Genomic DNA, 21,731 nt, shown 5'->3' with positions numbered 1-21,731 from the left:
GCCTGTCAGTATGTTGAACGCTACTGGAAAACTGGGCAACGTGAATTATTTGATGCACTCTATCATCAGGCAGTAAGTACTATAGAAGAAACCATCANCTATATTGAGGGCTGGCTGCAAAGGAATACTCCATGAATAAAAAATGGTTTCATACACTGGAGCGTGAGTGTTTAATTTATTTATCCAAAAGAGAGGTGACGCAAGTACTACTTCTTTCCACACCAACCAGAGCATCTACTGTTAATCCTGGCAAAGGAAGAACAAACGCCTGGATTTAAATAAAAAGCAATCTTTAAATGTTTACAGCGGCTTCACCCCGTCAGGCACTCATGCTGCTGTAGATAAATCGGCCACATTTTTATGGCGTGTATCCAATAAGGTAGGTGTGAAAGGGAAGTCTATCAAAGACTTTTTAGGTCGAACCTCAGAAGAAACGGCAGAAGGTTTACCACCAGAAGCCCCTCAGGAGAATCTGGGAGCCTACACGGTACAAGCTGGCGATACTCTGGAAAGCATCGCGTTACAGGTTTATGGCGACAGTAGCCTCTGGTATCTGATAGCTGATGCTAATGGCATCAGCAATAAAAACGCCCATGCCAGCGGCATTGACCAACTGCGTGTAGGGCAACGTATTAATCTCCCTGCAGTAGCAACCGGGCAACATCACACCAATAAAACACACAAAGTGCTCAACGCCAATCAAATGATAGGCAACATCAGCGCTACAACACCCTTACCCCCCACACCGCCACCTATACCAGAACCAAGAAAGCACCACGGGATCTTTTCCAGGATAGTTGTAGCTGTAGTGGCTGTAGTCGCTACAGTTCTTACTGCCGGGATAATAGGTGCTCTTGCAGGAGTAGCCAACGCCGCATCATTGACTTCGTTGTTTAATATAGGAGCTAATGTCCTGGCCGGAGGAGGCATGGCCTCCCTTACGGGATCTATGGCCGCAGGGTTCACCGCAGGATTTACAGGAAACATGGCAAGCCAGGCANTTTCAAGCGCAATCGGGCTGCAGGATAAAATAGATTTTAAAGGAGCCCTAATCAACGGCCTCGCCACAGCAGCAACAGCTGGCNTACTNAGAGGNATTGGCGNATCAAAACAATACAAAGCTCTGATGNNCGCAGCAGACAAGCTATCCCCAACCCAAAATTTCAGCATCAGCAGCGCCGCCACCATGCTGGAGCAAAATTCATTAAGCCAGGGAATAAGCTTAAGCCTGAGAAAACACCAACACTTCGACTGGGCCCAACTAGGAATAGCAGGTCTGACAGCCGGCTTCATGGGCGGCACCTTCGGCAAAAAGATAGACGCAACCTTAAAAAAGATAGACGCAACCTTAAAAAAGATAGACGCAACCTTAAAAAAGATAGATCATCAATCTGGAATCCTGGCCACAGAAGCAAAAGCCCTGGCAACAGGAGGCGCCGAATCCGCAGCAACAGGAACCCACTTCCACGCAACAGATATAATAGCCAACAACCTGGGAAGCGCAATCGGCTCAGCAATAGTGGATATTGGCAGAGAAAACAGCCCGTTAATGCCAGAAGAGGAAGAACTAAAAAGTACAGACGAATTCTTTTTAACCGAAAACGTTTTTGATATGATTCATCCAGAACAAACAGAAGATGAAGTGTATCTCAGTTATTTAGCACAAAATCTTAAACAAAAAGGCTCAGAGACCTTTGCCAAAAACCATTATTGGAATGAAAAATCACACGGAGTAGAGCAATTTTTAAACGATAAAGAAAGCCTTGACGCAATGGGACTGAGCCTCAACGCAAATCGTGAGAGAATCACCTACCAAAAATCACCGCTTACTTTTGAAGAGGCTTTGAATCGTCAAGCGAGATTGAAAGGAAGTTCATCTTCAAAATATGAGATGAGAATAAACGGAAGGCAACGTTGGGTAGAGGCATCTAGAGATCAAATCAGAGAACATATGAACATTGAAAAATTGTTAGCTGATCCAGTGCAAAAATTTCAATTTCTGGATTTACGTTATGAAGCAGAATTTGAAGTGGATACTTTAGATGATTTCTTGAAAAATAAGGGGGTTCTCGCTGGGAAAGGTGCTTATTTTTTAGCTGCAGCTAAAGAAAACAATGTAAACCCTATTTACCTTATAGCGCATGCACTGCATGAGAGTGGTAATGGTAAAAGTGAGCTTGCTGTAGATGATCATAATTATTTTGGAGCCGGAGCTCATGACAATAAAGCAAAAGAAAAAGGAGCTGAGTTTGCGGATAAAAATGGCTGGAAAACTATAGAGCTTGGTATTATAGGAGGAGCAAAAGTTATATCAAAAGGCTGGATAAATAATAGTTCCGGCTCTCAGAGGACTCTCTATTCGATGCGTTGGAACCCTGAGCATCCTGCAACACAGCAATACGCAACAAATGTAAGTTGGGCAAGTGCGCAAACGGAAAAAATCCATAAGGGAATGACTGAATTCATGAAGATGAATCCTACATATCAACCTCATTATATAATACCTCAGTATAGAAATTAGATGGAGAAAACAATGATTGTAATTAGGAAAGTTAAAAGCATTATTTTTATTTGTATCACGATTATGTTTTTTAATTGTTATGCTGAGGAGACTGGTATTGAGCAAATTACTATTACCCCTAAAATGCAAGACAGCATCTTGCTTTCGCCATTTAAAGCCAATTTACAAACTAACAATGGGCATCGATTTATAGCGTATTTATATGCTCCAGATGAGAAAAGCGAAGAAACGGATTCATTTTCACGTATAACTAAACAGGAGTACCATACTATTAGCAAAGTAGGCCATTTTTTTATTTATTTATATGACGTTGAGACTAAATCTTTTTCAAATTATCGAACAAAAGTATTTAAAAGTTTTAGCAAAACACGATTTAACGATGAAGGTGCGGATATAATGGTTTTGTCAGGTGCTAAAATAAATAAATCTGATGTTTTGTTAATAAGTCAATTTGGGACTGGAAGTGGTGATTTTTATGAGGCCTATGGCTTTGCTGAAAATAATTCTTATTTAAAAAACTATCGATTTTCTGAAAAGGAAGAGAATAAATTGGTTTATTATGATGGATTTTATGGAAGCATAACATTCGAAGAAGAAAAACTAGGGCGACTCGCTTATACTCCCTCAATGAGTGAGGCAGGGGAGTATCAGCAAGAAAAATATCTCTCTATATCAAAAAAAGAAAAGGATGTCGTTTTAGCTAGGCGAAAGAGTGATTGAGAGAATCTTGTGTAAGGTCATGGGGATACGTCCCAATGATTGTTAAATTTGAGAGATAATATAATGCATCGTAAATTTATTCAAAATATGCTCTTCTCTGACTTTGGTTTGACTAATAGCCAGCGTTGAGAAACATCGCCATACTGTGACGTTGCCAATAGCCATAGCACGCGTAGCCCAGCTTGCTTGCAACCGGGATTGTGCGCGCCGGGCATGACATAATAAGGTCAATGAGGCCAGACTCGATTGATACTATGGTAGATACCCAGAAGAGCGTCAACGAGCTCTTTCTATGTTAAGTTAACGTGAGTTATGGATAAGAGGCTTGATTTACCTCGCTCCGTTCGGGTGAGTAGAGGCGATAGCCTCGTCTCGAAGTCTTAGTACGATGCCAAGGCTTCGAGACAGCGCTATCGCGCTTCCTCAGTCCGAACGGCATCGAAGTAACGATTGAATAAAACAAATCTTCTTATCTATAACTCACGTTAAATTATTAATTTCGGAGAATAAGTATGAGATTAAACTGTAAGAATAAGCCTTTGATAAAATTGTTAATTCTATTATTCTCGATAATGGCCACTTCAAACGCAATGTCTGTTGGAGGTGACACTAGGCTATATGAGCTTAATTATGTAGATAAGAAATTAAATAATGTTTATAAAAAAATACTTAAAAAACTTCCATTTGAGTCACGTAGAAAGCTTATTAAATCCCAACGTCAATGGATTGTCTTTAGAGACTTGGATTGTGCTTGGGCGTTCAGTGCAGAACCTGTAGACTGCCTAATAGAACGCACTGATAAGCGTGCAAAAGAACTAGAGAACACAACTTTTTTTGATTTAAAGGGTGAATATATATCCATAAAATGAAGTATATATCTGAGAATAAATTAACCTTGATGCAAACGAAATCAAGGTTTTTCTGAGAAGAGTGCAGTTAACCACATACTTTCAACTGCATCAGGACATTGCTTAGCATGGTTGACGTAGCCATCCTTCAATATAGAGGATAGTTTCTTCAATTGTGGTTATAGCCTGATGATATAGTGCATCAAATAATTTTCGTTCGCCTGATTTCCAATAGCGCTCAAGGTACTGACAGGCGTATTTCATGCGAACTGTTCCAACATAAACCGCTCCACCTTTGATTTTATGAGCTGTTTTTTCAACTAAAGAAAAATCTTGGGACAAATAGGCATTTTTCATGGTCGTTAAATCATCAGGAAGTTGTTGTGTCATTAGGGTTAGAAGTTCTTTTAACATCTCCTGAGTACTGCAATTTTTCAATGCATCTTCTTGATTAAAAATAGAAAATTGATTGAGATGAAAGAGTTCTTCGTCACTGTCGGGTAAATCTCTTCGTTTTTTTATAGAGATATCAGCAGGAGTATGCAGATTTTTTGATGGAATAAATGACTTTAAAATATCCATTGCATGAACTTTAGTCAGAGGTTTAGTCAATACTGCATCCATACCCGCTTCAATACAGCGTTGTTTGTTCTCATCACCACCATGTGCCGTAAGCGCTATTATAGGAATATTTTTTAATTCATTTGATCCATTTCTAATTTGATGAGTTACTTCGTAACCGTCTAGCCCATCACCTAAACCTATATCCATAAAAATAAGATCATAACGATTTTCTTTTACTAACAAAAGAGCTTCTGTTCCATCTGATGCTACATCAACGCGACAAGAGAGGTGACGTAGCAATGAACAGGCCACTGCTTGAGCGATATGGTTGTCTTCGACAATGAGCACAAAAGGATTTGTATTATCATCTTGTTGTTCTGATGAGGAAGATGGGGATAGCTTATAGGTGGCCGGGCTCATATAAGGCTTATCTATGATCGACTCTTCATGTTCATCAAGCCCTGAATTATCGTCTATCAGCGGTTCTTGAAGTGGAATAAGGCATGTAAAGCAAGATCCTTTACGCATTTCGCTGCTTACATAAATTTCTCCACCCAATTCATCTATAAATTGTTTTACTACATAAAGTCCTAAGCCTGCACCTTTATAAATACCTTGATAAGAAGGAGTGAGTCGCTTGAACTGCAGGTAAATTTCCTGCTGCTTTTCTTTGGGTATTCCTATTCCAGAATCAGTGACCGTCAGTTTAATGACCAAATGTTGTGCCTCTTTCTTAGCTAATAGCACATTGAGGGATACGAAACCTTTATCGGTGAAGTTGAGTGCATTACCTATTAATTCAAGCGCGATACGATGCAAGCGAATTTTATCGCCAATCACAAAGTAGGGAAGAGCTTCGTCCACTGAAAAAGATAAATTGAGATTTTTCTCATGTGCTTTGGCTTGATGCAATGCAACGACTTGTTCTAATGTATGCGACAAGTTAAATTTTCGTTTCATCATAGGAATTTCACCGGAGCTGACTCTGACTGCTTCAAGCACCTCATCCATTAAATTTAATAAGGCATGGCTTGATGCGATTAAATTGTCGGCATATTCTTGAATATGAGGCTCTGTGGAATTCATTTTTAACAGTTCAGAAAATCCAACTATTCCAGAGAGAGGAGTTCTGATGTCGTGACGCATATTAGCCAGAAACTCAGTTTTAGCTCTATTAGCAGTTTCAGCCGCATCTTTTGCTTTTTTAAGTTCTTCCTCCATCATTTTTCGATCCGTAATATCAAAAGAGATCCCTAAAAGCCCGATCACTTGGTTCAATTCATCATAAAGCGGTGATTTCTTTGAGATAACGATCCGATTTTCTCCATTTTTTATTATTTCTTCTTCTACCTCGATTGTTTTTCCAAAGGATAATACTTGATTATCGACTTCCCAAAACTGATCTGCTTTATCTTTAGTCGATAAGTCATAATCTGTCTTTCCTATGATGTCATCGCAATGGTTTAAATTGAGATCTTGCGCTTGTGCAAGATTGCACCCCAAATATCTTCCTTGATTGTTTTTCCAATACACGTGTTCTGGAAGGTGGGTTAATATGTGTTTTAAGGCTATATCATTAGGTGAGTTTGGCCTGATAGGAACAGGATGAGTCGGATCATCAATAACCAATGATAAAATACTCACCAACCGGTTTTGTTCAAATAAGGGAATTTTGTAGTAACCAATGACGATTAAATGTTCATCCTGATAATGTACTGGTTCGTCAAAATGCAAAGCAACCTTTGATTTTATAATGCGTTGATGGATACCATCTAATGTATTCATCAATTCTGGGTATTTTTGAAATAGAGGTAGAGTGGCGTTGGTTTGGTTCACAATATCTTTGGGTTCTTTCAATCCCCAAAGTAACGCCTGTGAGCGCGTACACGCTACGTATTGGCCGTTTTTATTCTGGAGATAAGCATATCCTGGCATCAGAGGGAGAACGTGTTCTAATAACGACACCACTTGATTTATTTTCATCCAGTCAATCCATTCCTTTCATTCTTATTGAATTAAGTATAATCCTTAAATGACCATATTTTTTTACTGTACTCTTATCGGTCTTTGCATGTCGTTCTTTATGGTACTGCAATAGATATGTTGTAGCACAAACAATGCTGGGTTGTCGCTGGTACATCCTAGAATATTTGCTCGATGTTTTAAGTGCGCTAAATGATTGGCTCTTTTTTGAATAATAGCCAATTGTTGGACGGATAATGAAGTACGTTCTGAAATTAAGGTTGCATAATGGTTTTCTCTATAAGAGCTCAGCGTTTTCCCAGAGTATTGAGGGTGCGCCGCATTATTTGAGAGAATTACCTCCTTAATTCCTATTAAGAGTAATTGTTTCTGTATGTTTTTAATTCCAGTGTTATGAGATTTACGTGAACCGTACATAACCATGCACGGTTCATCATGAGCGGTATCATGTTCTATTAATTCAAAATTTTGTTGTTTTTTTGAACCTCTTAAAAAGAGAGGTATTCGGGCTCTTTTTGTTGGGGTTATGACATCGACCAGGAACAACATATTGGCGTTTTTTTCAATCATATGCAGTACGATAATTTCTGTCACGCAATAACAGGGTAAGACCATACGCCCTTCATCTGCTTTGTGATGTACCAGGGGTAATATGGATTCCAGTTCCTGAGACTCTGGTAACTCTTTTACCAGATTAAATATAAAATCGCAGGATAATTCAGACAGTCTTTTTTGGTGAAAATGTCCCAGTTTTTTAGCGAAACTGCGAGATAACGAAAGTTCTTTTTCGATGGCATTAAAATTAATTGCCATTGGTATATGGTTATCATCGACCACATGATAATGACATAAAAAAAAGGAACTAAATAAAAATAAGGTATCATCGGATAAAGGAATAAGGCATTTTAATTCTTTAAAAAAAACGCTCAGAGTCATTGGGCTACGAATGAATTCAGAGCGTTCGTTTTTATGTAGTCTGAGCTCTTGCTGAAACTGTTTTGCCTGCATGGATAGGGTGTTTATTCCATCTAATACACGTATTTTCAGTGTTCCAACCTGCTCCAAGAAATGATGCGATGAATAAGCAGCAAGATAATAGATTTTATAGGCTCTGATTTGACACAGCGTTTCACCTACTTGTGCATCAAATCGAGAGAGTTCATTGTTCTCGAAATGACAAAGTGCGTGATGTAATTGGTGGAGTAGTGCACTCATTAACTCGATGACGTTTATTTTCTGAGTAATGTCTTTGATGATGATGTGGGGTTCGTAAGGGAGTAATGCAAGATTTGTTTGTTTTATATCCATATCCAATTCCATTGAGTGACCAACTTAAGGAGTGGGATATTATAACACATGATCAAAATAAAATCATTAAGTTTTTTAATTATTCATTTTGTATTGATTGTTGTTGAACCTATTTCTTTTCTTACATAACGATAATAAATAATCAACAGGGATACAGTGCCGCACGTGGCAATACTTAAAAGATAGCCGCCAGCAAGGAGATAATCCTCTACATAAACCCCATGAAGCAGGGTAAATAACTGGATTACATTAAACCCTCCAAAAGTTATTAATGAGATACCTTTGGCTGATTTAGTGCGAATTAATGAGATGATTTGAGGAATGAATAAGGCTGCATTAACAATTAAGCTGATTGAAAATCCATATTGTACGATGCTTTCTGTTAACGACATGATATCCCTTAATTAAGAGCGACTTGTAATTTGACGTGCTTGATCACATCACATATGTATAACAAATTTACCTCTATCCTTGTCGTTTGGCAATGTGTGGTTAGCCCAATGAAAAGGATGCTTGATTTATTAGGTGGTTGACAACCCCTTGTAGGTTCTATAAAACTCTATTCTTTCAACTAGAGGATGTAACGATGGGAAATGTCATATCAGTCGGAGTTGGTGACCCTGATTGCCAAGTCAATCGCTTAAAGAGAGGTTCCTTTTTTGCCAATGGAGCTACTGTAGAGCATGGTAATCACCTTCATCAGTTTGAAATATGTGACGATCAAGTGGTTGTTAGAAACTTAAAAAAAGCAGATGAAAACTCTGAAACTACAATGGTTACTGAGGAGGAAACGCTTAGTCGGAAAAAGGCGTATTCAAAGTATATATCCCTCATGAGTCCTGCTGATGGAGTTGGTTGTGAGGTTGATAGCCTTGATTGTGAGGAAGATGATATTTACCGTCTATTTCGGATAAGTCCTCTATAAACTCTCGTTCGAACGGGGTAAAAAGCATCTACTGTCTATTTATTCTTTATCCCGAGTTCACGTTAAATCATTATGGTGTTGGCTATTTTACCAGCCTTGATTTCGTTCCACCGCATCAAGGCTAGCTAGCTGGCTACGGTTGCATAGTAATTGATGACTCTGACGCTACGGGTAGAGAAACAGTAATTTCGCTCCCATTGTATGCTTTATCGAGTCTGGGGTTATAGGCGAAAAAGCGGATATTCAGATTGGAGGGGAGTGAAGACTCACGGGTTTCATCTTTTTTCACGTCATTCTTCGATAATACCTGAAAGGAAATATTAACTGTTTTATACCTTCCTGCCAAAATCTGGTTGAACTCAGGTTTTTCCTTCCCTTGATACTTCATATCAGTTGATACAAAACCTAAAGAGATATTTTCCGGGCTATCCATGGGGCCAGTATTGGCCAACGCCAATTGGATTTCAATGGTATCCTCCGGATTTAAACCCAAGGGATTCAAATTATTCACTGAAACTAAAGATAAACTCAGCTGGTAGGGCGATTCATACATTTTTATACTGCCATCATCAAGAACACGAAATGTACAAGAACCAGCATGGCCTTCTCTACCGGGATAAAGTGGATAGGAATAGTTTTTACCATTGGCTGCTCTGACTCCGTGTACCCCGGCTTTGCCTGGCTTGCCTGCACGAGTATCAATTGCCACTATAGCATCTAACAATGCTAAATTGTCTTTTGTGACGGTAATACAAACATGGCCTCCGTTTCCTGCATCACTTCCATTAGTTCCTTCCTCTGCGACGGTGCTGTAATAACCGTCTTTCTCACGTACGCGTAGGCCATCACAGCCATTACCGCCTTTGCTTGCCAGAGAAAGAAGAGTTGTTTTTCCAAAAAAACCATTGTTTTTTCTACTATTACTAGAAAGCAGGTATCCCTCTGTGGCTTGGGCTAGTGTTAGTTCGAGACTACCACCATTTTTGCCTGGCGATTTGCTGGACTCTGAATCATTTCCTGAAAGGTCAATTTTTTTAGATTGATGCGTTTTTGGTGTTTTGTATTTGAATTTCATTATGATTACTCCATTAATTAAAATGCCAGATTTTCCTGAATCCATCAGGCGGCATCATAATCAGTACAAAATGGGAGTGCAATACTTGCCTCAGGCTATTGATCAACTCGACTTGCTATTTTATTGTATCAAAAAAGATTACATTTAAGGGAAAATCTACTATCGTGATGAGCGTTATTATAACGCTTCTCTTGTTCTTGCTGTTGACTTTCTCGAAATTCCTCTAATTCCTTTTCTGATCCAAAGAAATCTGAAACCTTCATTTTTTTGTGATCTGAAAACCCTTCTTCATACACATATACATTATTGCATCTACAACAAAATCCATGACACTTGCAACATCCTTGCATTTTGAAACTCCTTTATTAGCAATTGGTTTTAAACTAATATCTTTCAAAATTATTGTCAAGAAGGGGTTTTGATTAACTAATGTATAATTGGGTTTTCTTGAGATAATTTAACATAAAAAATGGATTATGCGATGGGTCGATGGTCATTTCATCGTATAAGGATTATACAATTTATTTTACCCCACCAATTGCGCAAAAAAAAAACAGTTTATAATTCTACTCTGAAATTAATCTACTTTGTGGAGTTGTAAATGAAAATAGATATTAAGGGTATTGATAAAGCAACCCTTGTTGCTGAACTATTCAACAATAGCAAACCTCTTGGCCTGGTTTTTTTTGCTGCAAAAAGTAATACTAAGATGACAGCAGAAAATGCTCAAAAATATCTTGACAAAGGTCAGACATATTTTGACTACTTAGAAGGTAGGGTTATGAAAATAGATGTGTCTGGAGATGAAATGGATCCTTGGGGATATGATCGCGATAATGGGCAAGGCTCTGCTAACAATGTTGTCGAAGCAATCAGAAAAGCGAATTTAAAGAGGCTGTCCCAAGCACTGCCTTGGAAAAAGCGGCGGCTTCTGGAAATTCCGCTGAAGCTATAAAGTTAGCCGATGAACAAATTAGTGTATCGTCTTTTAAGTCATAAAATTAATTAGGCAGATGCATATGTATTGGATCTGCCTAAACTCTAAAAATGTCCCCATTAGATTAACTGCAGTTCGCATTTGCCTCGTTTCTGTAATTTAACGTTATGGATCAGTCGTACCAATTCTATCACCTGCTCCGTGTTGAAGACCATAATAGATTCTTGAATTAAATCTTTTTCAAATTCTGCTGATAGTCAGGATTCTCTAATCTATAGTTGACATTTATCACTCAAGAATATAGGTTTTGCTCTTAAAAAAGACAGCATAATATCTAAACTTAAGGCTCAAATATGAATAGTGTTGATTTACGTAGTGATACTGTGACCAAACCGAATCAGGCTATGTTACATGCCATGATGAATGCGCAGGTGGGGGATGACGTTTTTGGTGAAGATCCAACAGTTCAAAAACTTGAAGCAATGATTGCTGAGCGTGCTGGGATGGAATCTGCTCTCTTTGCTCCGAGTGGTACGCAGTCCAATTTATTAGGTATCATCGCTCATTGTGAAAGGGGAGATGAATACATTGTAGGTCAAACGGCTCATACTTACTTATGGGAGGGAGGCGGTGCGGCTGTTCTTGGTAGCGTACAACCTCAGCCCCTCGATTTTGAGGAGGATGGAACACTTGATTTAAATAAAGTAAGGCTCTCAATTAAGCCTATTGATGATCATCATGCACGAACCAAATTACTCTGTCTTGAAAATACAACCAATGGCAAAGTACTTTCTATGGATTACTTACAAAAAATCAAACCTTTTTGCAGTGAGCATCGCTTGCTGAGTCATTTAGACGGAGCACGCGTTTTTAATGCGTGTGCCCAACTTAAAGTAGCGCTTCATGACATTAGCAAAAATTTTGATTCCATATCCATATGCTTGTCAAAAGGATTGGGAGCTCCTGTTGGTTCTGTATTATGTGGAACTCAAGAGCTGATAAAAAAGGCAAGGCGTTGGCGAAAAGTTTTAGGTGGTGGAATGAGACAAGCAGGGATTATTGCTGCAGCAGGTATTTATGCTTTGGAAAATAATATCACACGCCTAAGTGACGATCATGATCACGCTTTGTTGCTTGCCGAAGGATTGCAAGAAATAGAGGAAATTGAGGTAAATGCCGTACAGACAAATATGCTTTTTATCAAAGCACCCCTTGATTATCCTGAATTACACAATAATTTAATCAAACAGGGAATAATTTTTCCTAAAAAGCCGAATAATAAAAACATGATTCGGTTGGTTACACATCTTGATGTTTCAGCAAAAGATGTTGAACGTGTTGTGCAGGCAATAAAAAATTTCTATAAGATATAGATATCATATTGGGTCCAGGCTCCATAGCATCTAAAAGAACAGCAATTACGGAGTCAATGGGGGCTGACTCGATTGATTCCTGATCCCGTATTTCCTCTTAACCATTAATCAATCGAATCTGGCTCCATTGATATGGACCTATTAAAGAATTCACAACATAATTGAATAAAAAATAGACAAAAACCGTGTCAATGTGTTAAAATTGTTTTCTTTTTGTTCTTCTGCACAGATATAAACGTACTTCGCGGCAATTTTATAAGGAGAGTTATGGATGAGTCTAGTTGATAACAGAATAGTAAAGGCATCATTTAGAGAGAATTCCCCCGAAGAAAGAAAACTATTTCCCAAATCAAGCTGTTTAATGCCGATTAGCGTTGGACAGGTCATACATGAGGGCGCTAAATTTGAAGCTGTAATTAAACTTATCAATAATTCATTCAAGCAGTGTACTATTCTGGTTGATGATAGTGTACAACGACATACCATAGGAATTATGAATCATGCTTCTCCTGATGAATTGTATCAATTAGCTGTTACAGAGGGCGACGAGTGGTTAAAACGCAATGAAATGGCTTACAGTCAATTAACCATTCCTTTTGATATCATGCGATGGGATGATTGGTACAATAGCCCTAATTATATTAATAGCCATTTGCGCGTGCAAAATGAATATGATTCAAATGAACTATTCCGACAAGCCATCAATGCCAATATTGATGATTTTTTGACTCGCTATTTAAGCCGCTATGATCAAAACGATATTGATCCTGAGCGTGCATTCAGGTTATGCCTGGATTATTTAATTGAAGAATGTGCTGTTATGTGTTTATGGACAGAAAAAAACTATGATTTTGAGGTTTATCCCAGTGGACGGAATAAAGCGATGGCCGCTACTTATCATTACTTAATCAGTCCTGAGTTTCCTAATCTTCTTAGACCAGTTGCTTTACGTTTTAAAAAATATCCTGCGAAAAAAATTGATTTTCATTCCAGGGATATAGTGCATACATCTTTTTTAGAAGCTCAATGATGTGTTACAACATTTATTTCTTAACCCATTGCTCGATTGCTGCCATACTTTCATTGATGACGTGGAGTAGTTGTTGATACAATTGCTCCAATAATTCCCGTTGCCCAGATTTCCAATAGCGTTCCAAATATTGACACGCCATTTTCATTCGAATTGCTCCGACATATACTACGCCACCTTTTATTTTATGTGCTATTTGTTGTGCTTTTTCCCAGTTCAGTGTGTCATGTGCTGCTTTAAGCTGGTTTATATCTTCAGGCAATGAGCTAAGCATGAATTGCAACATTTCGCGAAGCATGTCTTCAGTGCCTGTTGTTTTAATTCCTTCCTTTTCATCTAGTATTGAAAAGGATGATAATTTAAATAAATCTTCTTCTGTTGCTGGCAAATCGGAAGCCCCGGATTTAGAAATTGATTGTTGCTTCTTATTTTGGGAAATAAACGAATTCAGTATTTCATCACAACTCTTTTTTGATAGTGGTTTGCTTAAAACTGCATTCATACCTGCTTCAATGCATCGTTGTTTGTTTTCTTCACCTACGTGAGCTGTAAGTGCAATAATAGGAATATGACAGTTTTGAGAAATTTCATGTACCCGTATATGGTGAGTAACTTGATACCCGTCAAGATCTGGAAGACCTATATCCATGAAAATTAGCTCGTATTGTTTTGATCTCCATAAGCTTAATGCTTCTTGTCCATTAGAGGCTATATCGACATGACAACCTGATTGAGTCAGAATAGATTTTGCAACTGTCTGAGCAATGATATTGTCTTCAACTACCAGAACTTGGTGCCGATACTCTTTAGGATTTGATGTACTGGACTTGATTAGAGTGTTATTTGTTGCCGGCTCACTAGATAGAGGAGGGCAGGTTTCGAAATCCTCTTGAAGTCCTGTATCATCTTCAAGAAGAGATACTTTTAATGGTATAACACAAGTAAAAGTGCTTCCTTTTTGCAATTCACTATCCACATAAATTTCTCCATCCAAATCGTCAATAAATTGTTTAATAACAGAGAGGCCCAACCCTGCCCCTTTGTAAATTCCTTTATAGGATGGAGTTAATCGTCTGAAGTGAAGAAAGATTTCTTGTTGTTTGTCTTTAGGTATTCCTATACCGCTGTCTTGAATAATGAATTTAACTATTATTTCTCGCTCGTTTCTGTTTGCTAACTCAACGGTAAGTTTAACAAATCCGATGTCAGTAAAATTGAGTGCATTAGCAAGTAGCTCAAGTACAATGCGGTGTATACGAACATTATCACCAATTAAATATTTAGGAATGGACTCATCAAAATTCATAGAAAAATCCAGACGTTTTGAGGCCGCTTTAGACTTGTTCAAATCAAAGGCATGTTGCATGATGTGATTTAGAATAAATTTTCTCTTAAGTTTTGGCACGTCTCCGGAACTGACTCGAATAGCTTCCAGAACCTCGTCCATAAAATCTAATAATGCATGACTCGATGCTACGAGATTATCAGCATATTCTTTAATATGAGGAGCATTAGCTTCTAATTTTATGATATCAGAGAAGCCGACAATTCCGGTCAGTGGTGTGCGAATATCGTGTCGCATGTTTTCTAAAAATTCGGTTTTAGCTCTACTGGCAGCTTCGGCTAGTTCTTTTGCTCTATTTAATTCAGCTTCAATTTTTTTTCTATCACTGATATCTATTGAAATTCCTAAAATACCTGTAATTTCACCTTGTTTATTATGCATTGGAGATTTGTGACTAAGTACAGTCGAATCTTTTCCATCGACCTGGGATTTTTCTTCAATGATTTCAGTTTCATTTGTTTCCATGATATGCAAGTCATTTCTACGAAATTGTTCCGCCTTATTTTCTCCCCAAGGCAAGTCAAAATCGGTTTTACCCACAATTTCATAACCGTACTGAAAGCCTAAACTTCTGGCCTGTCGATTATTGCATCCTAAATAGACCCCATTTTTATCTTTCCAATAAACGTGCCCAGGCATATTGGCTAAAATATTTTCAAGGGTAGATTGAGTTTGCTCTTTGTCTGAGCGTAGAATTGATTCTTGTACTTTTCTCTGAGTGATATTTAATGAAGTTCCAACGATGCCAATTACGTTTCCCTTTTCATCGTGTAAGGGCGCTTTTCTGGACAATACCGTAACTTGCTCTCCAGAAGCTAACGTTGCAGTTTCTTCAACCTCTAAAGGCGTGTTCAACATCATTACTTTCAAGTCGTTCTGGCGTAAAGATTCGGCTGCTGCTGACTAAGGCATATCAAAATCGGTTTTGCCAATAACGGAAGTCATGCCAACCATTTCTAACATAGTATCATTGGCGCCAAGATAGTATCCCTCTTTGTCTTTCCAATAGATGCTGCCCGGTAATGATTTAATGATGCTAGATAGTATTATTTCACTAGTGTGAGTATTCGTAGGTGAGAAAGGCATGGTTGCCAGGCTAGTTTTACATGTGGGTTTCTTTGCAGGCATCAGAAGATCCTCATTATATTGTATAGTTATAGACCTGATTTAATGAACTCACAAATGTCGCGAGATATATAGCTTCTCTAAAGTCAGAAACCAGCACCTTTTACGAAGATTTTAAGGCCGAACCTCATGATAAGTAGTTGTGTAGGGAAAGCAATTCCAATCGGTTTTTTTCCCTTTGATGATAATACTAATCAGGGAGACTTGTTCCAATAATCCAGGTGGTGCCTTATTCAGAAAACATATTTTTCTAATCCCATCCATGGTAATAAACAAATTTTTTGTGTCTGGGGTAATATTCAGATTGAGTGGCCAATAGTATAAATTCCCTTGGTATTCTAAAGGCAGTGGTTGATTGTCAACAACGACGACTGCCGCAAAAGATTCAATATAGATGCACATTAATAATGAAAATATAATTTTTTTCATGAACACACACCTTTTAAATAAATAATATTTATCCAATATTATTTATAATAGACCATTATGGAGCTCACCTGGCTTGAATGTTCAACTCGTCTAATCACATGATATGGACATCGTTAATTTGAGCTTTAAAATATATCAAGCAATCTCAATACAATCTGGCATTGACTCCGACATTCTTCGTCTTGTTCGAGGGATCCAGGGGGGGGGCAGGGAAGAAATATTGTCCCTGCCAGTATAACTGTTCCGCTTCCTGACGGTCGCGGCTCGGTTTTCGTGTGTTCGTATATACTTCATCGTGCACCGGAAACCGAGCCGCGACCGTCAGGAAGCGGAATTTTTGTTGCAGCACAGAGTTTGATATAGCATTTGTCTAGATACCAATGGGACAAGCAACAAAGCATAAACAAAGATGTGATCAAGAGCCAACTGCTTGCAACCGGGCTACAATTTATTTCTCATTGTTGTTGGAAAAATGCATCCTGAAGCGGGAAGTTACTCTGATACCAGAGAGCTGACTATTTTTGACATAAATATGGTGTTAATGTATCATATTGGCCTAATTATATACTTTAAAGCATAGCCAAACTACGTTACTTATGGAGAGTTTATGTATACGCCAGAAGGCCAAGCGGCGGATAAAATGGATAAGACCATGTTGCTTAATATGTGGGTACAACACCTGCAACATCATGGTAATCATAACAATTTAAAAGTAATAGCAGCAGGTATTGGTAAGCCGTCTTTACCCCTTAATCGACATATTCGCGAGTTTTTAGCTGATTATTGGATGCATCATGATGGTTCAGCCATCTCTTATGATCATCCTCAAGGGAATATAAAAGCCCGTCAAATGATGGCATTGGCCATGTCAAACTGGTATCAAACAGATGTTAGCGACAAAAATGTTCTATTTACTGTCGGTGGATCGGGGGCTTTAAAAGCTATTTTTTCATCCTTGCAAATGAGTAATGAAGAACCAGGCCATTTTCGTATTGTGACTCCATTCCCTTATTATACTTTATATGCTGAATCGACATCCCTGTTACATCCCGTCCCTGTCATGGAGCATTCGGGTTACAGATTAACTGCAGAAAGCTTAAAGCTCAGTATAGAGTCTGCTTATGAGCTGGCTCAATCTGATGGTAAATATCCTCGAGCCTTTCTTTTGTGTGATCCTAATAATCCCTTGGGCACTGTTTTAAACAAAGAGGAATTAGAGCAGATTGCTGAGGTATTAAGAACATTTTCTGAACTCTACATTATATTAGATGAAGCGTATGCAGAAATGGTGTTGGATGGTCAACATATATCCTTGCTGTCAGCGGCTCCCGATTTAAAGTCTCGTATGATAGTGATGCGCTCCGGTACCAAGGGCATGTCGGCTGCTGGGGAGCGCATGGCAATCACTATGGCTTTTGATCCCGATGTAATGGTTAAACTTCTGAGGTACAACATTACAAATTGTGGTCATTCTCCCATATCAGCCCAACTTGCTTATGCTCATGCGATGATGCACTTTCAGGAGTCTGACAGGGCTGCAATCTCTGATTTCTATCTTCCCAAGGTAGAATATGTTCATCAGAGAATTATGATGATGGGAGCCAATTTGCCTGAACGAAATGTAAGACCTGATGGTACTTTTTATGTATTGGCTGATTTAAGTGATTTGATTGGTGAAGAACTCGACTCAAAAGTTCACGGCGCTTTAGGGGAAAAGCATTTGATTTCAGGTGATGAAGAAATTTCCTATTCTTTATTATTTCATGATTTTGTCATGATATCGCCATTATCCTACTATGGCATCAACCCGGCAAAAGGATTAGTCAGAATAACGTGCAGCGAGTCGCTTGAAGAACTTGAAGACCTGTTAAATCGCATTGAAAAGCGATTATCGAATGCAAGAATAAGAAAAAATAAGGAATTGCATTGGAAGTTGGAAGAGACGTTAATTTCACTGGCAGAGATTGGTTCAAAAGTGCAAAACAGCTTTTTAAACCGCATACCTGAACTAAACCATGAAGTATCGTGTCTTGTTTTAAAATTGCAACATCAAGTACTTGGAGAGTTATTATCTGAAGCAAGAAATGCTTTATTTGAAGCAGCTTCAGTGCACAGCTCCAGGCCCAATATGAAAATCCTTCATAAAAACACTCATATGGAAACAGACGATATCTCTAAGTCATTGTAATAAATAACAATTGTTCCTATCGATAATATTGCTTCAACTGTTTGCTACAATAAAGATATAGCTTAATTTGGAATTGTGATGGGAAAAGATAAGCATATTCAGTCTTACCTGAAAGAGGTCGGTCTTTTTTTATCCAAACTCGCAGAAAAGAGTGATAATGTCTATTGGTTAAGCAGCCCCGACTTTAAAACCATTCAATACATTAGTCCAGCATATGAAAAGATATGGGGTCGATCGCGACAAGAACTTTATGATACCCCCGAAATCTGGGTTTCATTCCTGCATCCTGAAGATGCGTTGAAAGGACACCCGATTCAGGAAATGGCTGCCCGAGTGGCCAGGCTTGGCTCTGCTGCACGGTTATCAGAACACTACAGGATTGTGCGACCAGATGGTGAGATTCGCTGGATTATGGATAATGGATTTCCCATTTATGATAACAAAGGAAATTGTTGTGGTGTCACAGGGGTTGCTGTTGATATTACTAAGGAAAAGCTGTATGAATCCCAATTGGAAAAGGCTAAGGAAGAGGCTGAAACAGCCAGTAAGGCCAAATCAGAGTTTCTTGAGAATATGCGCCATGATATACGGACCCCATTAACCGGAATAGTCGGATTTGCGGACATGATTAAAATGGAGTCTCAGGAATTGCGAATCAAGGAATATGCAGAAAATCTGATTGCTTCAAGCCATGCCCTACTTGACTTATTAGATGAGGTATTGGATTCAATCCGTGTCAGTTCTGGCGACATCCCCAATTTAAAGAAAAAATTCAATCTACAAAAAACCATGCGCCATGTTATTGACTTGAATAGGGCTAAAGCTGCTGAAAGGAAACTGGCACTCGAACTTTATGTCGATCCGGCCATCCCGCAATTTTTAGTGGGTGACAAAATAAGATTACATCGAATTGCCCTCGAATTGGTTGCAAATGCATTGAATTTCACTGAGCACGGTTCGGTCAAGCTATCGCTGCTGCTTGCAAAAAAAGAAGGTAGGGAATTAGTGATTAATTTAATTGTTGAAGATACCGGAATTGGTATTCCAAAAGAAAAACAACAGGAAATCTACATTCAGTTCAAGAGGCTGACGCCTTCTTATCAGGGGATTTATAGGGGGACAGGGCTTGGACTTTCTGTAGTGAAACAATTTGTTAATGATTTGGGTGGCGAAATCTATGTAGAAAGTGAAAGAAAAAAGGGGACTCGATTTACCTGCAGCATTCCCCTTAATGAGGCCTTGCTCAATAATGATTTTGGTGTGGATGAGGAAATGAATGAAATAACGAAAGCCTCACATAAAACTAAAGCCATACCTCCTAAATCCACAGAGATTTCTGCGAATGAATTAATGCAGAAACAATATACTGTACTTATTGTTGAAGACAATTTAATTGCCCAATCGGTTGCCAAATCAATACTTAATAAATTGAATTGCAGGGCGGATATTGCCGATACGGGGAAAAAAGCAGTCGAATTGTGTAGAACCAATCACTACGATTTAATTTTTATGGATATAGGCCTGCCGGATATAGATGGCTATGAGGTAACTCATATGATTCGAGTTCAGGAATTGGACACGAAAATACATACACCAATTGTTGCCTTGACGGCTCATGGCGAAGAGGATGATAAAACGCGTTGCATTAATGCAGGCATGAATGCCGTTCTTATAAAACCTTTAACTGCAAAAGCATGTGATGAAATTCTGGATGCATTTTTAGCTGGGTATAACAGAGACAACCAAGATAACTAAGCGGGTAGTGTTTCTAATGAAATCGTACAACAACACAACCGGTTACCAACCTTTTAGAAATGGCCGGTGAGCCTGACATTTGATGATGCATTAGTAAAAATGAATGATGTGCTCAGTGGTGTAGCTGGATGGATCAAAAATGTAGCCAGGTCTGCTTGCAGCCGGGATCACGGATGCATAATCGCGGCAGCAAGCAATTGACTCTTCTACACATCTATGCCATTACCCCATCCACGTCGTAGATCAAGTGACAGCTGCAAGCAGACCGGACTACAAAAACAGCAAGGGATTGCCATGGGTTATGGCGCTTCGCCTGAGTTTGCGTATTACAATCTGAACACATTATAGTGCATTAAGAGATTATCACTGTATAATGCGCGACACGTTATTGCTATAAATTAACGTGAGTTATGGATAAGAAGCTTGTTTTATCCATAACTCACGTTAAATTAAGAAATAAAAAATAAGTTTTTGAGGTCTTAAATGAGTAATATAATTCTTCAGGAAAATCATTATTCTGCTCAGATAATCAAAGATGTTTCAGAGCTTGCGTTGCCACTAAAAAGATACGGTATTGAGCATTTTTGCCATGTCCGGTATTTTATTGATGGGTCAATATCTGTTTTAATTAGCAATAAAAATTTGTATCAACATCATCTTAAATGTGGATATAAGGTTGGGCCGACTTTTCCCTTTACATTTGAAGAGCTGCGACAACAGAAGTACCACTTTTTAGTTTATGAGGATGTTGAAGAGAGTTTTTCTTATGCTCTGAATGATTACAAGAACTTATTTGGCTTGGATAATTTTGTTTATCTTGTTAACAGCAATAAGAATTATGTCGATTATTTTGTATTTGCCTCGGCACTTTATAACAAGCAAATTATAAATTTTTACCTAAATCAGAGAGATATTCTAGATCAATTTGTATTTGATTTTAAAAACAAAGCTAACAAACTTATCACGCAAGGCGAATGCAATAAAATCATTTTACCCGAAAACATGCGGCTGCGATTAGGATCTGTTAATAACGAAGCGATAAAATTAAATGATTTTCAAGCTGAAGCCTCAAAGATAAAACATCAGGTTATTAATTATCTGGGAAAATCGATAAAATTTACGAGACGCGAAATGGACTGCTTGCATCTGCTTAAATCAGGATACACAGCTAAAGAGGTGGCAATACATTTCGGTCTTTCACCGAGAACCATTGAAAATCACATTAATAATATTAAATTTAAATTTGGATTAAATCGCAAGCCGGACATAATTAAAGCATTCATCAAATGTTCCCGCCAGCAAGCGTAAGGGTGGCTGCTTGCAGCTGTCTCTTCTACACATCACTTATGTCGTCCTGAGCGCGTCTTTTTGCGCGAAGGATTGTAAGTTTAAAATTTTATATAATGTCGGATAAGAGAGTAGCTCTTTACTTCAAGAGTAAAGAGCGCGGGCGTGAGCGACCGTCGAAGGATTGGTTTAGCAACCGCGGAGATCAAGGTACTCTGGCCCTGCTCTCGAAACGTTTGAATAGTTGATTGGACTCCTTAAAGTACGTCCGCTTACAATCCTAAACAATCAAATTCGAGGCATTATGAAATTATACAC

The 21,731-nt window shown here is 38.5% G+C and carries 19 protein-coding genes and 1 pseudogene; 12 read left to right on the top strand and 8 right to left on the bottom strand.

Annotated elements, in window-relative coordinates:
- Window positions 1-131 precede the first annotated feature (131 nt).
- The 4 genes from B094_RS16085 to B094_RS16070 all read left to right on the top strand — a co-directional run bounded on the left by B094_RS16085 (window position 132) and on the right by B094_RS16070 (window position 4,110).
- Window positions 132-278 (top strand): hypothetical protein, encoded by a 147-nt coding sequence (locus tag B094_RS16085; RefSeq protein ID WP_018577777.1) that lies wholly within the window; start codon window positions 132-134, stop codon window positions 276-278.
- 425 nt (window positions 279-703) lie between these two features.
- The gene (locus B094_RS16520) at window positions 704-2,521 is read left to right on the top strand and encodes an N-acetylglucosaminidase (RefSeq protein WP_428829129.1); all 1,818 of its coding nucleotides are present in this window, start codon (window positions 704-706) and stop codon (window positions 2,519-2,521) included.
- 12 nt (window positions 2,522-2,533) lie between these two features.
- A complete protein-coding gene (locus B094_RS0110540) occupies window positions 2,534-3,241 on the top strand; it encodes a hypothetical protein (RefSeq protein ID WP_018577775.1) in 708 nt (235 codons plus the stop codon).
- A gap of 572 nt (window positions 3,242-3,813) precedes the next feature.
- The gene (locus tag B094_RS16070; RefSeq protein WP_162263954.1) at window positions 3,814-4,110 is read left to right on the top strand and encodes a lysozyme inhibitor LprI family protein; all 297 of its coding nucleotides are present in this window, start codon (window positions 3,814-3,816) and stop codon (window positions 4,108-4,110) included.
- A gap of 102 nt (window positions 4,111-4,212) precedes the next feature.
- On the opposite strand, the gene B094_RS0110530 is transcribed toward B094_RS16070, so the two are convergent.
- The 3 genes from B094_RS0110530 to B094_RS0110520 all read right to left on the bottom strand — a co-directional run bounded on the left by B094_RS0110530 (window position 4,213) and on the right by B094_RS0110520 (window position 8,336).
- Window positions 4,213-6,636 carry a response regulator gene (locus B094_RS0110530; protein ID WP_018577773.1) on the bottom strand — a complete coding sequence of 808 codons (2,424 nt, stop codon included), beginning with the start codon at window positions 6,634-6,636 and terminating at the stop codon, window positions 4,213-4,215.
- A gap of 63 nt (window positions 6,637-6,699) precedes the next feature.
- Entirely contained in the window at window positions 6,700-7,944 is a 1,245-nt protein-coding gene (locus B094_RS0110525) for a hypothetical protein (protein ID WP_018577772.1), read from the bottom strand.
- A gap of 83 nt (window positions 7,945-8,027) precedes the next feature.
- Window positions 8,028-8,336, bottom strand: a complete 309-nt coding sequence (locus tag B094_RS0110520; protein WP_018577771.1) for a PQ-loop domain-containing transporter — start codon at window positions 8,334-8,336, stop codon at window positions 8,028-8,030.
- A 194-nt stretch (window positions 8,337-8,530) separates the two neighbouring features.
- On the opposite strand from B094_RS0110520, the gene B094_RS0110515 reads away from it, so the two are divergent.
- Window positions 8,531-8,869, top strand: coding sequence for a hypothetical protein (locus B094_RS0110515; RefSeq protein WP_018577770.1), 339 nt, complete (start codon window positions 8,531-8,533; stop codon window positions 8,867-8,869).
- Between the two features lie 133 nt (window positions 8,870-9,002).
- Here B094_RS0110515 and B094_RS0110510 read toward each other — a convergent pair whose 3' ends face one another.
- Window positions 9,003-9,944, bottom strand: a complete 942-nt coding sequence (locus B094_RS0110510) for a hypothetical protein (protein WP_040524194.1) — start codon at window positions 9,942-9,944, stop codon at window positions 9,003-9,005.
- A gap of 1 nt (window position 9,945) precedes the next feature.
- Here B094_RS0110510 and B094_RS17340 point away from each other — a divergent pair, with 1 nt between their 5' ends.
- From B094_RS17340 to B094_RS0110490, 4 genes are all read left to right on the top strand, one after another.
- Complete coding sequence (locus B094_RS17340; RefSeq protein ID WP_155823819.1) at window positions 9,946-10,092, top strand: hypothetical protein; 147 nt, start codon at window positions 9,946-9,948, stop codon at window positions 10,090-10,092.
- 453 nt (window positions 10,093-10,545) lie between these two features.
- Window positions 10,546-10,899 carry a hypothetical protein gene (locus B094_RS0110500; RefSeq protein ID WP_018577767.1) on the top strand — a complete coding sequence of 118 codons (354 nt, stop codon included), beginning with the start codon at window positions 10,546-10,548 and terminating at the stop codon, window positions 10,897-10,899.
- Between the two features lie 335 nt (window positions 10,900-11,234).
- The gene (gene ltaE, locus B094_RS0110495) at window positions 11,235-12,254 is read left to right on the top strand and encodes a low-specificity L-threonine aldolase (RefSeq protein WP_018577766.1); all 1,020 of its coding nucleotides are present in this window, start codon (window positions 11,235-11,237) and stop codon (window positions 12,252-12,254) included.
- Window positions 12,255-12,525: 271 nt separating this feature from the next.
- Window positions 12,526-13,284 (top strand): hypothetical protein, encoded by a 759-nt coding sequence (locus B094_RS0110490; RefSeq protein WP_018577765.1) that lies wholly within the window; start codon window positions 12,526-12,528, stop codon window positions 13,282-13,284.
- 13 nt (window positions 13,285-13,297) lie between these two features.
- On the opposite strand, the gene B094_RS17670 is transcribed toward B094_RS0110490, so the two are convergent.
- The 4 genes and pseudogenes from B094_RS17670 to B094_RS0110480 form a co-directional block, all read right to left on the bottom strand.
- The gene (locus tag B094_RS17670) at window positions 13,298-14,941 is read right to left on the bottom strand and encodes a response regulator (protein ID WP_337589155.1); all 1,644 of its coding nucleotides are present in this window, start codon (window positions 14,939-14,941) and stop codon (window positions 13,298-13,300) included.
- Window positions 14,939-15,511: pseudogene (locus B094_RS17665) on the bottom strand (PAS domain-containing protein); the annotation flags it as partial. The gene B094_RS17670 and the pseudogene B094_RS17665, both read right to left, overlap by 3 nt.
- A gap of 21 nt (window positions 15,512-15,532) precedes the next feature.
- Complete coding sequence (locus B094_RS17585) at window positions 15,533-15,757, bottom strand: hypothetical protein (RefSeq protein WP_018577763.1); 225 nt, start codon at window positions 15,755-15,757, stop codon at window positions 15,533-15,535.
- Window positions 15,758-15,868: 111 nt separating this feature from the next.
- Window positions 15,869-16,183, bottom strand: a complete 315-nt coding sequence (locus tag B094_RS0110480) for a hypothetical protein (protein ID WP_018577762.1) — start codon at window positions 16,181-16,183, stop codon at window positions 15,869-15,871.
- A gap of 607 nt (window positions 16,184-16,790) precedes the next feature.
- Here B094_RS0110480 and B094_RS16060 point away from each other — a divergent pair.
- From B094_RS16060 to B094_RS0110460, 3 genes are all read left to right on the top strand, one after another.
- Window positions 16,791-18,371: an aminotransferase class I/II-fold pyridoxal phosphate-dependent enzyme gene (locus B094_RS16060; RefSeq protein ID WP_018577760.1), complete on the top strand. Its 1,581-nt coding sequence runs from the start codon at window positions 16,791-16,793 to the stop codon at window positions 18,369-18,371.
- 78 nt (window positions 18,372-18,449) lie between these two features.
- Window positions 18,450-20,126, top strand: a complete 1,677-nt coding sequence (locus tag B094_RS16055) for a PAS domain-containing hybrid sensor histidine kinase/response regulator (protein WP_018577759.1) — start codon at window positions 18,450-18,452, stop codon at window positions 20,124-20,126.
- A 483-nt stretch (window positions 20,127-20,609) separates the two neighbouring features.
- Window positions 20,610-21,434 (top strand): helix-turn-helix transcriptional regulator, encoded by an 825-nt coding sequence (locus tag B094_RS0110460; protein WP_018577758.1) that lies wholly within the window; start codon window positions 20,610-20,612, stop codon window positions 21,432-21,434.
- The last annotated feature ends 297 nt before the right edge of the window (window positions 21,435-21,731 follow it).

The sequence above is a fragment of the Legionella shakespearei DSM 23087 genome (assembly GCF_000373765.1).
GTDB lineage: Bacteria > Pseudomonadota > Gammaproteobacteria > Legionellales > Legionellaceae > Legionella > Legionella shakespearei.
The sequence above is the reverse complement of the archived record's forward strand: the minus strand, read 5'-3'. Positions and strand labels throughout refer to the sequence as shown.